12 protein-coding genes are annotated in these 12,674 nt (G+C 66.3%); 7 read left to right on the forward strand and 5 right to left on the reverse strand.

The window, feature by feature from the left end; genetic code table 11:
• The first annotated feature begins 14 nt into the window (after positions 1–14).
• Positions 15–1,670, forward strand: a complete 1,656-nt coding sequence (locus RM463_RS15305; protein WP_311430493.1) for an FMN-binding glutamate synthase family protein — start codon at positions 15–17, stop codon at positions 1,668–1,670.
• A gap of 96 nt (positions 1,671–1,766) precedes the next feature.
• Here the strand turns inward: RM463_RS15305 and RM463_RS15310 are convergent, their stop codons facing one another.
• From RM463_RS15310 to RM463_RS15320, 3 genes are all read right to left on the reverse strand, one after another.
• Positions 1,767–1,931 (reverse strand): hypothetical protein, encoded by a 165-nt coding sequence (locus tag RM463_RS15310; RefSeq protein ID WP_311430494.1) that lies wholly within the window; start codon positions 1,929–1,931, stop codon positions 1,767–1,769.
• A gap of 294 nt (positions 1,932–2,225) precedes the next feature.
• Complete coding sequence (locus tag RM463_RS15315) at positions 2,226–3,125, reverse strand: cation diffusion facilitator family transporter (protein WP_311430495.1); 900 nt, start codon at positions 3,123–3,125, stop codon at positions 2,226–2,228.
• Between the two features lie 94 nt (positions 3,126–3,219).
• Complete coding sequence (locus tag RM463_RS15320; RefSeq protein ID WP_311430496.1) at positions 3,220–3,786, reverse strand: NnrU family protein; 567 nt, start codon at positions 3,784–3,786, stop codon at positions 3,220–3,222.
• Between the two features lie 135 nt (positions 3,787–3,921).
• Between RM463_RS15320 and RM463_RS15325 the strand changes: the two genes are divergently transcribed.
• Positions 3,922–5,853 (forward strand): alkaline phosphatase D family protein, encoded by a 1,932-nt coding sequence (locus tag RM463_RS15325; RefSeq protein ID WP_409229040.1) that lies wholly within the window; start codon positions 3,922–3,924, stop codon positions 5,851–5,853.
• On the opposite strand, the gene RM463_RS15330 is transcribed toward RM463_RS15325, so the two are convergent.
• Both RM463_RS15330 and RM463_RS15335 read right to left on the reverse strand, forming a co-directional pair.
• Positions 5,838–6,311, reverse strand: a complete 474-nt coding sequence (locus tag RM463_RS15330; RefSeq protein ID WP_311430498.1) for a phosphatidylglycerophosphatase A — start codon at positions 6,309–6,311, stop codon at positions 5,838–5,840. The two genes, RM463_RS15325 and RM463_RS15330, sit on opposite strands and share 16 nt — an antisense overlap.
• Positions 6,311–7,102 (reverse strand): tellurite resistance TerB family protein, encoded by a 792-nt coding sequence (locus tag RM463_RS15335; RefSeq protein WP_311430499.1) that lies wholly within the window; start codon positions 7,100–7,102, stop codon positions 6,311–6,313. The genes RM463_RS15330 and RM463_RS15335 overlap by 1 nt, the downstream gene beginning before the upstream one ends.
• 119 nt (positions 7,103–7,221) lie before the next feature.
• Here RM463_RS15335 and RM463_RS15340 point away from each other — a divergent pair, with 119 nt between their 5' ends.
• The 5 genes from RM463_RS15340 to RM463_RS15360 all read left to right on the forward strand — a co-directional run bounded on the left by RM463_RS15340 (position 7,222) and on the right by RM463_RS15360 (position 12,475).
• The gene (locus RM463_RS15340; protein WP_311430500.1) at positions 7,222–8,529 is read left to right on the forward strand and encodes a threonine ammonia-lyase; all 1,308 of its coding nucleotides are present in this window, start codon (positions 7,222–7,224) and stop codon (positions 8,527–8,529) included.
• A 56-nt stretch (positions 8,530–8,585) separates the two neighbouring features.
• Positions 8,586–9,890, forward strand: coding sequence for a cation:proton antiporter (locus tag RM463_RS15345; protein WP_311430501.1), 1,305 nt, complete (start codon positions 8,586–8,588; stop codon positions 9,888–9,890).
• Between the two features lie 102 nt (positions 9,891–9,992).
• Positions 9,993–11,726 carry an NADP-dependent isocitrate dehydrogenase gene (locus RM463_RS15350; protein WP_311430502.1) on the forward strand — a complete coding sequence of 578 codons (1,734 nt, stop codon included), beginning with the start codon at positions 9,993–9,995 and terminating at the stop codon, positions 11,724–11,726.
• 139 nt (positions 11,727–11,865) lie between these two features.
• The gene (locus tag RM463_RS15355) at positions 11,866–12,108 is read left to right on the forward strand and encodes a hypothetical protein (protein ID WP_195687766.1); all 243 of its coding nucleotides are present in this window, start codon (positions 11,866–11,868) and stop codon (positions 12,106–12,108) included.
• A gap of 58 nt (positions 12,109–12,166) precedes the next feature.
• Positions 12,167–12,475 carry a monooxygenase gene (locus RM463_RS15360; RefSeq protein ID WP_311430503.1) on the forward strand — a complete coding sequence of 103 codons (309 nt, stop codon included), beginning with the start codon at positions 12,167–12,169 and terminating at the stop codon, positions 12,473–12,475.
• The last annotated feature ends 199 nt before the right edge of the window (positions 12,476–12,674 follow it).

The raw sequence follows: 12,674 nt of genomic DNA on the forward strand, positions 1-12,674 counted from the left end.
CAAAGGAGTGCATCATGTCTCACCTGTCCCGCCTCGCGTCCCCCCCTCTGCGCTTCGGCGCCTACGCGCTCAGCCTGCTGGGCCTGGCTGCCAGCCTGGTGGGCCTGAGTGTTGCCGGTGGCGCCTGGGGCTGGGGGGTGCTCTGCTTCGGCCTGCTCGCCGCCCTGGGCACCTATGACCTGTGCCAGCGCCGCCATACGGTTAGCCGCAACTACCCGATCCTGGCCCACCTGCGCTACAACCTGGAGTCGTTCGGTCCGGAGATCCGCCAGTACTTCATCCAGAGCGACACCGAGGAAGTGCCCTTCTCCCGCGAGCAGCGTCGGCTGATCTACCAGCGTGCCAAGAATATCAGCGACAAGCGCCCCTTCGGCTCGCTGCATCATATGCGCCATCCCGGCTACGAATGGATAAGCCCCTCTCTGGCGCCAACCCATATCGCACCCACCAGCCTGCGTATCACCGTAGGGGCCGAACGCACCAGACCTTACTCGGCCAGCGTGTTCAATATCTCGGCGATGAGCTTCGGCGCGCTCTCCGCCAACGCCATCAGCGCTCTCAACGATGGCGCCTGCGAAGGCGGCTTCTATCACGACACCGGCGAAGGGGCCATCTCGCCCTATCATCGTCGCGGCGGCGACCTGGTATGGGAGATCGGTTCGGGCTACTTCGGGTGTCGCGACTCGGCCGGTGACTTCGACCCCGAGCGCTTCCGCGAGAACGCTCGGGATAACGCCGTCAGGATGATCGAGATCAAGCTTTCCCAGGGGGCGAAGCCGGGCCACGGCGGCATCCTGCCCGGCGCCAAGGTCACCGGGGAGATCGCCAGCACCCGCGGCGTCCCCCCGGGGCGCGACGTCATCTCCCCGGCGGCTCATACGGCCTTCACGACCCCTCGCGAGCTGATCGATTTCATCGTGCGGTTGCGTGAACTGGCCGGCGACAAGCCGGTGGGCATCAAGCTCGCCATCGGTCACCCCTGGGAGTGGTTCGCCATCGTCAAGGCGATGCTCGAGACCGGCGAGCACCCCGACTTCGTGGTGGTCGACGGCGGTGAAGGCGGCACCGGCGCCGCCCCCCTGGAGTTCATCAACCGCCTGGGGATGCCGCTGGACGAGGCCCTGCTGCTGGTCCACAACACCCTGGTGGGGGCCGGTCTGCGCGACCGTGTGAACCTGGCCGCGGCCGGCAAGCTGGTCAACGCCTTCGATATCGCACGCGCCATGGCGCTGGGAGCCGACTGGTGCAACGCTGCCCGGGGCTTCATGTTTGCCCTGGGCTGCATCCAGGCCCGCAGCTGCCACACCGACCGCTGCCCCAGCGGCGTGGCCACCCAGGATACCCTGCGCGGCAGCCGCCTGGACGTGCCGACCAAGGCGCACCGGGTGGCAAGCTTCCATGCCAATACCGTTGCCGCCCTGGCCGAGATGCTCGGCGCCGCGGGGCTTCGCCACGCCTCCGAGCTGGGCCCGGAGCATATCTCCCACCGCCTCACACGCCACGAGGTGAAGAGCTTCGCCGAGCTCCACGACTTCCTGACTCCAGGTGAGCTGCTGGTGGGCGGTGCCGAGCGCCACCCGGTGTTCCGCGACTACTGGGAGAGTGCCTGCGCCGATAGCTTCGCCCCGCCCGAGGCGCTGGCGAGACTGCGCGACAGCAAGCTCTACTAGCTCATTCCACCACCCGACAAGAGGGCCCGACACCTGATGCGCCGGGTCCTCTTCTGCATGCCTGCGTTGGTTGCCGGGCGGCTCCCCGACGACGGCTCAGTCGCGCTCGACCTCGAGCACCTCTCCATCGAGGGTATTGACCTTCAGCTCACGACCATCGGCCTCATAGTCTTCGATCTCGATGCGACCATCGTGGTCGGCCTGGAACTCACCGAACTCGACCAGGCCCTCGGCCACGGCCAGTACCATGGCATCGCGCACCTCGGCCTCACTGAGCCCCCAGGCACCGCTGTCACGCCACTTGCGCTCCTCCTTGAGGCTCTCCCGCTGGTCAGGTCAAAGCTCACCTCGGCTGCCACGCCTCATCGAGCCAGCCTTCCACATTGAAGCTCGAGTTCGACGCAGAGAGCAGCGAGCTGGTCGGCATGGAGAGGGTCAGGATCGATGCCATGCGCCGCCGGGAGGAGGCGCCATGAAGGTACTGCCGGTGAAGGACGACCGCGCCCTGAGTGAGGCACTCGGCAGCGCGCTGCGAGAACACTCCTGAACCGCTGCTCACTCCCGCGTATCGGCGCAGTCGTGGCGATCCTCGAGCTGGATGGTGGCGTGATAGATGCCGTAGCGCTCCATCAGCAGGGTCCTGATCTCGATCAGAACCGCCTGGCGGTCCTCCCCGCCGTCCACCGCCGCATGTAGCGAAGCCAGGTGGCGCGCCGGGGTCAGGGACCATAGATGCACATGGTGAACATCATGCACCGCCGGCAGTGCCGCGGGAATTTCCCGGCGCAGCTGCTCGCCGGTAGGCTCCTGCGGCGCCCCCTCGAGCAGGATATGCCCCGACTCCCGGGTCAGCTTCCAGGCACTCTTCAGGATCAACGCCGCGACCAGCAGCGACAGCAGCGGGTCGATGGGCGTCCAGCCGGTGGCGAGTATCACCAGCGCGGCGATGATAGCCGCTACCGAGCCGAGCAGGTCACCCAGCACATGCAGGGCCGCACCACGGATATTGAGATTGTCGCGATCACCGCCGTGAAGGATAGCGAACACCAGCAGGTTGACCACCAGCCCCAGGGTGGCAATGACCAGCATAGGGACTCCCATGACCGCCACCGGTGACATGAAGCGACGCACCGCCTCGATGCCAATCCACACCACGATGGCGATCAGCGTCAGGCCATTGACGAAGGCGGCCAGGGTCTGCACCCGGTGGTAGCCATAGCTGCGCCGGCTGTCCGCCGGTCGGCGACTGATCCAGGCGGCGAACCAGGCCAACCCCAGGGCCGCGGCATCGGTAAGCATATGGCCGGCATCGGCCAGCAGCGCCAGCGAACCTGACAGGATGCCGCCCACCACCTCGGCAAGCATGAAACCGGCGGTGAGCAGGATGCCCCAGAACAGCCGGCGCTGGCTGTCGTGGCTGTTCGAGTCGTGTTGATGAGAATGATCGTGAGCCATGACCTCTCCGCGAGTGTCGGCATGGGTCAACCCAGCGGGGCGAGCGGTATCTCGCCCGAGCCGCCCGGGGATGGAGTCGATGACGCCAAGGCAGTCACATCACCGACACACCGATCAGCCATGTATGCAGATAAAAGGCAAACACGAGATAGGCCACCAGGCCGACCACCACGGCCGTGACGGTACCGGCCGCACTCGGGGCTGGCACCTCTGCACGTGGGCGGCGGCGAGCCGATCGAAAATCGAAGATTGCCCATACCAGGAAGGCGCCGAACAGCACGATATCGCCCAGCCGCCCGTTGGCCAGCAGATGGGCAAAGGCCCAAAGCTTCACCGCCAGGATCATCGGATGACCGAGCCTCGCCTTGAGGTGATTACGCGGCACATACGCCGCCACCAGCAGCACGAAGGCGGGTATCATGAACAGCGACACCACATGGCGCAGCGCCACCGGCGGCTGCCAGATCCACACCGGATCCAGGCGCGTCTGCCCATAGCCCCAGATCACCATGGCCAGACCGAGAATCGAAACTACCGAGTAGGCCGCCTTCCAGGGCAGCTCACCCATTCGCCGTATCTGGGCACCTCGCCAGTCATCGGCCAGAATGCGCACCGAGTGCGCCCCGAGAAAGATCAACAGGCCGAGCAGCAGCACGGTCATGGTCGTAACCTCCATCAATGAAAAGGGGTCGGCGTGGAACAAAGCCGCTGCCAGCGTAGTCGTTTGCCTTGGCTGGGGCCAGGGAGGTCGATCGCCGGGGCTCACCGAATAGACTGACATCAGCAAAGGATGGCCATGCCACAAGATACGACTCCCCTGCCCGATGTGCTCGCCGGCCCCCTGTTGCGCCGCCTGGCTCCCGACCGCCTGGTACTGTGGCTGGCCACCAGTCGCCCCCTGTCGCTATCGCTCGAGCTGGCTCCCACGAATGAGCCACCTCGCCGGCTAGCCATTGACGAAGAGCATTGCCGACGAGTGCCGGTGGGGCGCCACGCCTGGCTGTATCTGATCGACCTGCCGCTGGAGGACCCGCTGCCTCGGGATGCCCTGATCGCCTACGACCTTTACCTGCACGATGGTGATCAGGAGCGCGGCATCGCCGGCTGGGGGCCACACCTGCTCGACGCCGATGGCGAACTGCCCACCTTCGTGCTGGCCAGTCGCCACCACCGGCTGCTGCATGGCTCCTGTCGCAAGCCCCACCATGACGGCGGCGACGGTCTGGTGCGCGCCGAGGCGTGGCTGGCCGAGCGCCGCGCAGCCCCCGAGGAGCGCCCCGCCTGGCTGCTGATGACCGGCGACCAGGTCTACGCCGACGATGTCGCCGGTCCCATGCTGGTGGCGATTCATGCACTTATCCATCGCCTGGAGCTGTTCGACGAGCCGCTGGAGGGTGCCGTGGTGGCCGATAGCCGGGCGTTGCATGGCGACGCCGCACACTATTACGACCGCGAGTCGCTGTTGCCTGATGTCGAGAGTTCGGAGAATCTGCGAGAGCGCTTCTTCGGCGGCGTGCGCAAGCCGATATTCACCTCGGCCAATGCCCACAACCATCTGGCCACCTTCGCCGAGATGGTCGCCATGTATCTGCTGGTGTGGTCGCCGACGCCCTGGGAGCTGATCGAAGTGGGACCGCCAACGCTCGACGCCGAGCATACGTCGCTGTTCCGCGAACAACAGGCGGTGATCGAGCGCTTCGTGGCGGGGTTGCCGGCCTGTGCGCGCCTGCTCGCTCGGCTGCCCACCCTGATGATCTTCGACGATCACGATATCACCGACGACTGGAACCTCACCGCCGACTGGGAGCACACCGCCTACGGCCACCCCTTCTCGCGGCGCATCATCGGCAACGCCCTGCTGGGCTACCTGTTGTGCCAGGGCTGGGGCAACGACCCCGAACGCCTGGCCGAACCGCTGAACGAATGCACGCATGTGCTCGAGGCCGCCAGGGGGAATGGCGGCTGGCTCGACGGCGAGGCCCTGGATGCCATGATCCAGCGCCTGCTGCGCTTCGAAGGCTGGGAGTATCAGGTGCCGGGGGAGCCACCTCTGGTGGTGCTCGATACCCGAACCCGGCGCTGGCGCAGCGAGCGCAGTCCCAAGCGTCCCTCGGGGCTGATGGACTGGGAGGCGCTCAGCGACTTCCAGCAGGCACTGCTCGGCCACCCCTCGACGATCATCGTCTCACCGGCGCCGATGTTCGGCGTCAAGCTGATCGAGGTGATCCAGAAACTCTTTAGCCTGGCCGGCAGGCCGCTGGTGGTCGATGCCGAGAACTGGATGGCTCACCGCGGCGCCGCCAAGGTGCTGCTCAATATCTTCCGCCACTCGCGCACCCCGGGGAACTACGTCATCCTCTCCGGCGACGTGCATTACTCCTTCGCCTACGACATCCGAATCCGCCAGCGCAGCCATGGACCACGGCTCTGGCAGATCACCTCCAGCGGCATCAAGAACGCCTTTCCCGACACCCTGCTCGACTGGTTCGACCGCCTGAACCGCTGGCTCTATGCGCCCTGGTCACCGCTCAACTGGCTCACCAAGCGCCGACGCCTGGCCATCACGCCCCGCGACCCGGATCGTGCTCGCGCCGGCGAGCGGCTCTGGAACGGCAGCGGGATCGGCCTGGTCGACTTCGATGAACAAGGCCGCCCCCGCGATATCCGCCAGCTGGACGCCCGCGGCTTCGAGGTGCGCTTTCCACCGGAATCTCACCAAGAGGCCTGACGCCGCCGCCAGAGCATCAGGCCACCGGCCATCACCAGCCAGGTCATGGCGGCGGCGATCACGTCGTCGAGCACGATGCCGACGCCGCCGGGCATGGCCTCGACCAGGCTCACCGGCGGCGGCTTGGTGGCGTCGAACAGGCGATAGACCACGAAGGCGGAGGCCAGCGCCAGAGGCTGACGCGCCGCCGCCTGACCCACTACCGCCACCGGGAAGGCGACGATCTCGTCGAGCACGATGCGCCCATCATCCTTGTCGCCCAGCGCCTGCTCGGCCAGGTGACATACCGGCACCGCGGCCAGCAGCAGCGTCAGCGTGACCGCGACCTGTATCCGCCAAGTGCGTCCCAGCAGCCACCAGGCCAGCGGCAGGCCGAGCAGCGAGCCCAGCGTGCCCGAGGCCCAGGGCGAGAGCCCCAGGCCGAGGCCGGTGGCAAGGGTCATCAGGGGGTCGACCATCAACCGGCCTCCCGGGCCTGGTGTTCAAGCTCCGTGGTCACCTCCCCCGGCAGTGACAGGGCTCGGCCGAGCTGGTCGAGCCAGGCGCGCTCCATGGCGTTCTGCTCGTCGACCACCGCCACGCTGATCAGGTACATCTCGCGGGCCGCCTGGGGCGAATCGACCTGCGCCGCCAGCGCCTCGGCGTCCAGCGGCGCCTGAAGCTGACGCTCCACCCAGGCATGCAGCTCCTGATCGGCCCCCAGGGCATCGATCTGGCCGGCGATCAGCTCGCGCTCCTGATCATCGATATGACCGTCAGCGCGGGCGGCCATGATCATCGCCTGCAGCAGCTCCAGGCTGCGACGCTCGCGCGCCTCGCCCCCCAGCTGCTCCACCGGCTCACCCTCGGCGGGCGCAGCACCGCCCTGCCCGCTCGATGAGGAGGCGCCGTCGCGCGAGTTCTGCCACGCCTTCCAGGCCAGCACGCCCACGCCGGCGATGGCGCCATACTTGAGCGCCTTGCCGCCCAGCTTGCGGCCCCGCTTGGAGCCCACCAGCAGTCCCAGGGCGCCGCCGCCCAGCAGGCTCTTGACATCGAAGCCCGAGCCACCGCCCTGGCTGCCGCTGCCCTGGCTATCTCCACCCTCTCTATTTGCACCCTGATTACCGCCGCCCTGTCCACCGCCAAACTGGCGGGAGAGGCCATCGAGCATGCCCTTGATATCCAGGCCCTGACCGCCCTCGTTGGACCGGCTGCCGGAACCGCCGGCCTGCTTCATCAGCTGCTCGAGTATCTTGCTGGCATTCATCGCGCTCTCCTCCTGGCTGAACACTCCCCCATGGGGCTTGGGTCGACTCTATCCCAGGCACCGGCCTTGAAACATCCGTTTCGCTATTCATTTCGACATCCACCACCCGAGACCGCATCATGAAAACCGGAAAGGAAACAGGAGCCACCCTCGCCATGAGCGTCACTCTCGATGATATTCGCACCGCCGCCGAGCGCATCCGAGGCAGCGTGGAGCGTACCCCCTGCTTGCTCTCGCATACCCTGTCCCGCATCGCCGGCTGCGAACTCTACATCAAGTTCGAGAACCACCAGTTCACCGCCGCCTTCAAGGAGCGCGGAGCACTCAATCACCTGCTGACGCTTGGCGAGCAGGAGCGACAGCGCGGCGTCATCGCCATGTCCGCCGGCAACCACGCCCAGGCGGTGGCCTATCACGCGGCACGCCTTGGCATCCGTGCCACCATCGTCATGCCTCGCCACACCCCCAACCTCAAGGTGCACAACACCCGCAAGCTGGGGGCGGAAGTTCACCTCGAGGGCGAAGGGGTGGCCGAGGCCGGCGAGGTCGCCCACCGCCTGGCCGCCGAACGTGACCTGGTCTTCGTGCACCCCTACGACGACGAACGCATCATCGCCGGCCAGGGCACCATCGCCCTGGAGATGCTCGAGGACGCCCCGGACCTCGACACCCTGGTGATTCCCATCGGCGGCGGCGGGCTGATCAGTGGCAATGCCATCGCCGCCACCGAGCTCAAGCCCGGCATCGAGATCGTGGGCGTGCAGACCCGGCGCTTCCCCGCCATGCAGCAGGCGCTGGCCAACGAGGAGATCCAGTGTGGCCTGGCCACCCTGGCCGAGGGCATTGCGGTCAAGCAGCCCGGCAGGCTGACCCTGCCCATCGTGCGCGAGCGGGTGCGCGATATCGTGCTGGTGGACGAACCGGAGATCGAGCGCGCCATCCTGCTGCTGCTGGAGATCGAGAAGAGCGTGGCCGAGGGCGCCGGCGCCGCCGGCCTGGCCGCCGTGCTCTCCGACCCCGAGCGCTATCGCGGACGCAAGGTGGGCCTGGTGCTGTGCGGCGGCAATATCGACATGCTGGCGCTCTCCTCGGTGATTCAGCGTGGCCTGGTGCGCACGGGACGAATCGTGCGCGTGCGAGTGGCGATCCCCGACGTCCCCGGCGCCCTGGCCGAGCTGACCCGACAGCTTGCCGAACAGCACGCCAACGTCATCCATATTGCCCACCACCGCACCTTTACCGACCTCTCGCTGCGCGCCACCGAGGTGGAGGCCACCCTGGAGACCCTGGGCAGCGACCACACCCACGAGGTGATCGAGGCGCTGCGCCGCGACGGCTACGACCCGGTACTGCCGGCCAACGAGGTCCACCCGGACGAGCGCTGGGCCGGCAGCGAGCGCCTTGAGACTGCAAGCGGTGCCGGCTAGCCTGACTCGGCTGTCACACCGTTTCGATCACGCTCAGCGACACCGGGAGACCTCCTATGGAACTGACGAGTACGCTCAAGGTACTGGGCGAGTACAACCTGATGGTCGTGGTGGTGGGCCTGGGCGTACTGGCGCTGGCGACGCTGCTCCAGCGTTTCCGCGATGTTCCCTTCTCCTTTCCGATCATCCCTCTGGCCCTGGGCTATCTCGCCTTCGCCCTGCCCCTTGGCCTGACCCCACCGGATCCCGAGCGGCACGGCCGCCTGGCGCTACACCTGACCGAGGTCGGGGTGATCATCTCGTTGATGGGCGTGGGGTTGAAGATCGATCGCCTGCCGAGCCTGCGCACCTGGGGCTCTACCTGGCGCCTGCTGGGCATCTGCATGCCGCTGTCGATCTTGGGCGTGGCCCTGCTGGGCAGGGGGATGCTGGGCCTGGCCCCCGCCGCCGCCGTGCTGCTTGGCGCCGTACTTGCCCCCACCGACCCGGTGCTGGCCTCGGACGTGCAGGTCGACGAGCCAGGAGAAGCGCCGGGTGAGGATATCGATCCTCGCCAGAGCGAGGATGAGCTGCGCTTCACGCTGACCTCCGAGGCCGGCCTGAACGACGCCCTCGCCTTCCCCTTCACCTATCTCGCCCTGCTGATGCTTGCCGAGGGGGTGACGCCATCCGGCTGGCTGACGCAGTGGCTGCTCGTCGATGTGCTCTACAAGATCGTCGTGGGAGCCGGAGCGGGAGCCGCCATCGGCTGGTTGCTCGCCGCCATTCTGCTGCGGCTGCCGATCGAGACCGAACAGCAGAGGATGAAGGCCGGAACCGGAGCGCTGGCGGGTACGCTGCTGCTCTACGGCCTGACCGAGGCCGTCGGTGGTTACGGCTTCCTGGCGGTCTTCATCGGGGCGCTGACCATCAAGCATCGCGAAAGGACGCACCAGACCCACAGGTCGCTGCACACCTTCGCCGAGCAGTCGGAGCAGCTGCTGATGACCGGCATCCTGATCGCTCTGGGCGGTGCCATCGCCGGCGGGGTACTGGCTCCACTCACCTGGGAGGCCGCGCTGCTCGGCGTGCTGTTGATCTTCGTGATACGCCCGCTGGCCGGCCTTGTGGCGACATTGGGTAGCCGAAGGCTACCCTTCCTTGACCGCCTGATCGCCAGTTTCTTCGGCATTCGCGGTATCGGCTGTCTCTACTATCTCGCCTATGCGCTGAACAACGGCGACTTTCAAGACACCGAGCTGCTGTGGGCGACCTGCGCCTTTGTGGTGACACTCTCGATCTGTGTGCATGGCGTGATGGCCACCCCCGTCATGGCACTTCGCGAGCGGCGTCACCAGCGTGAACGCACAAGGTGCGGCTGATGCCAGTAGGCCTCAACCCTGCCTCTCCCCTTGGAGGCATGGCACCATCGGACCTTCCGGCGTACCCTATACACCCTTCTGTACGTAAAATGAGACGAGGCGATGAGCAGCAAGATCAAAGTCGAGGCCCCCCTGGTCATTCTCCACGGTGACGAGATGGCTCAGGTAGCCTTCGAGAAGATTCTCGACACCTTCGTGACCTCCCGGCTAGAGATCCCCCTCGTCGAGATCGACCTCTCCGCCGAGAACCGCCTGGTGACCAATGGCCAGGTGGTGATCGATGCCGTGGAGGCGCTCAAGCATTATGGTGTGGGCATCAAGAATGCCGGCATGACGGTCAACCGCGCGCAGCTCGGCGAGCTGCTTGCCAAGCACCCGGACATCGACAGCAGCCGACTGCATCCGCTGGCCACCAAATCCCCCAACGGCGCCATCCGCAAGGGCATCGGCGGCAATATCACCCGCGAGGACATCCAGTTCCGCAACCTGCTGGTCAAGCGCCCCGAGTGGGTCGGCCGCGATATCGTGGTCGACACCATGGACACCGGCGGCATCAAGGACAGCTTCAACGAGCTCTCCCGCGACACCGGCGTGGTCAGGCTGATGTTCGTGGGCTCCAGCGGTAACCCGGTGGAGCTCCACCGTCGCGAAGTGCAGAAGGGTGACCCCTGGCTGCTGGCAACCAATGACCTGGAGAAGGTCAAGGCCTGGGCACACCGCTTCTTCCAGCGCGCCATCGACGAGAAGCGCGATATCTATCTTGGCCTCAAGGACACCGTCATCGCCGGCTATGATGGCGTGATGCGTGCCGCCATCGAGACCATCTTCGAAGAGCACTACCGCGAGCAGGCCGAAGTCCTGGGTCTCAGCTACTTCTATGAGCTGATCGACGCCCAGGCCGCACGCCTGGTTGCCAACCCGCCCGAGCGGGCCATCTGGGGCGTGCCCGACAACAACACCGGGCGCAAGCTCTACAAGCTGGTCGAGCAGCTCAAGCAGTTCGGCATTCCCGACCGCAAGGCCCAGGTCTCCATCTCGCGCATGAGCGCCGGTGGCGGCGACCAGTACGGCAGCTTCAACGCCCCCGCCGACGAGGACGGCATCCTCAAGGTGATCGTCGACGGCGAGGAGAAGCATGCCCGCCACATCAAGAAGGGCGACCCGATCCTGTTGATGTCCAACGACCATGTGGCGATCAGGGATTGGGTACTGCAGGTATTCCGTGATGCCTCGCGCAAGAACAAGGAGGTCTACTTCGGCCTCAAGCGCGAGTACATGGAGTACGACGAGGTGTTCAGCACCGTGATCACCGACGTGCGCCGCAAGCTGGCCGAAAACGACACCGCGCCGCCCTCGTTCATGATCATGCGGCCCTCCAGCCAGCTGACCAAGATGATCACCGATCCGCCCCGCAACGCCCTCTACCCGGCGCAGAACCTGGACGGCGACATCTTCTCGGATATCTCCGCCGCCCTGGGCGGCAGCCTGGCCACCGCCAGCTCGATCATCGAGAGCAAGGACGGCACCATGCTGTTCGAGGCGCCCCATGGCACGGCCCACGATCTCTACCTCAAGTACCTGGAGAGCGATGGCAAGGAGGCTCACTTCAACTCCTCCGCCCTGCTGTTCGCCGTGGCCAACGCCCTGGAGACCCTAGGCGAGCGTGAAGCGAACGCCGCACTGGTGGAGTACGCCCAGCGCCTCAAGGAGGCGCTGATCGACACCGTCGATGCCGGCTTCATCACCGGCGACCTCAAGGGCAAGACCAGCGACCCGGCAAACGAGACCCTGGTCGATATGCAGGGCTTCCTCGACGCCGTGGCCAGCCGGCTCTGATCGCCCGACATCGCCGCTCGACATCGCGTTTGACCCATACGGGGCCTGCCTCTGTGCAGGCCCCGTTGCGTTTTGCCACTCGCCACTGGCGTCAAAAATGCCGATACTGACTGCCATCCCACCTGCCGGAGACAGCCCCATGAGCGAGCACGAACGCACCATCATGGCCTTCGACGACCAGGGCCGAGAGGTGATGATCGACATCCAGGTCAGCGTCAAGGAACTCGGCGAGCTGACCCACGCCGGCCCGATCAGCGGCCCACCCAGCCTGCGCACCCGCGAAGGCCACCCGGTCAACTACCTGGGAGGCGGCGAGTTCTCGGTGACACTGCCCGGTGAGGAGGAAGCGATCTTTCGCACCGACGACTCCGAGTTCGTCTGACCCACGTCACGACGCCACCAGCCAGCCCCCTCAATCCCCAACCGAAAGGAGGCCACAGATGGCCGTAATTCTGCAGGTACACTTCCCTTTCGACGGTCCCTTCGGCAAGGCAATGGTCAAGGCCATGACGCCACTGGCCAGATCCATCAACGATGAACCCGGCCTGATCTGGAAGATCTGGACGGAGGACGAACAGGCCGGACGCGCCGGCGGCATCTACCTCTTCGCCACCCGCAAGGAGGCCGAGGCCTATCGACAGATGCATACCGCTCGCCTGGAAGGCATGGGCGTGACCGACATCGAGGCGCAGATCCTCGAGGCCAACGAGGCACTATCCGCCATCAACGACGGCCCCATAGAGAGCTGAGCGCCGGCGGTAGGGAAGCAGCCCGGCATCGGGCTGTTTCCAATAGGAAAACCAGACTCTTGCCAAGGCCCCTGCACGTATCGTCTCCCCTCATCACCCCTCCTACGGTACCGGGCGCCCGGCTCAGGCCAGTCTCGCCCCCTCTGCCTGACCTCTGTCGAGGCAAGCCACGCCGATGTGCCCTTCGCTCCCCTCCGGG

Origin of the sequence: Halomonas sp. LES1 (assembly GCF_031846005.1) — a bacterium.
Taxonomy (GTDB): domain Bacteria; phylum Pseudomonadota; class Gammaproteobacteria; order Pseudomonadales; family Halomonadaceae; genus Halomonas.

Coding starts and splice junctions, on each gene's coding strand:
- RM463_RS15305 (WP_311430493.1), top strand. CDS start 15: ATGTCTCACCTGTCCCGCCTCGCGTCCCCCCCTCTGCGCTTCGGCGCC.
- RM463_RS15315 (WP_311430495.1), bottom strand. CDS start 3,125: ATGGCTCACGATCATTCTCATCAACACGACTCGAACAGCCACGACAGC.
- RM463_RS15320 (WP_311430496.1), bottom strand. CDS start 3,786: ATGACCGTGCTGCTGCTCGGCCTGTTGATCTTTCTCGGGGCGCACTCG.
- RM463_RS15325 (WP_409229040.1), top strand. CDS start 3,922: ATGCCACAAGATACGACTCCCCTGCCCGATGTGCTCGCCGGCCCCCTG.
- RM463_RS15330 (WP_311430498.1), bottom strand. CDS start 6,311: ATGGTCGACCCCCTGATGACCCTTGCCACCGGCCTCGGCCTGGGGCTC.
- RM463_RS15335 (WP_311430499.1), bottom strand. CDS start 7,102: ATGAATGCCAGCAAGATACTCGAGCAGCTGATGAAGCAGGCCGGCGGT.
- RM463_RS15340 (WP_311430500.1), top strand. CDS start 7,222: ATGAAAACCGGAAAGGAAACAGGAGCCACCCTCGCCATGAGCGTCACT.
- RM463_RS15345 (WP_311430501.1), top strand. CDS start 8,586: ATGGAACTGACGAGTACGCTCAAGGTACTGGGCGAGTACAACCTGATG.
- RM463_RS15350 (WP_311430502.1), top strand. CDS start 9,993: ATGAGCAGCAAGATCAAAGTCGAGGCCCCCCTGGTCATTCTCCACGGT.
- RM463_RS15355 (WP_195687766.1), top strand. CDS start 11,866: ATGAGCGAGCACGAACGCACCATCATGGCCTTCGACGACCAGGGCCGA.
- RM463_RS15360 (WP_311430503.1), top strand. CDS start 12,167: ATGGCCGTAATTCTGCAGGTACACTTCCCTTTCGACGGTCCCTTCGGC.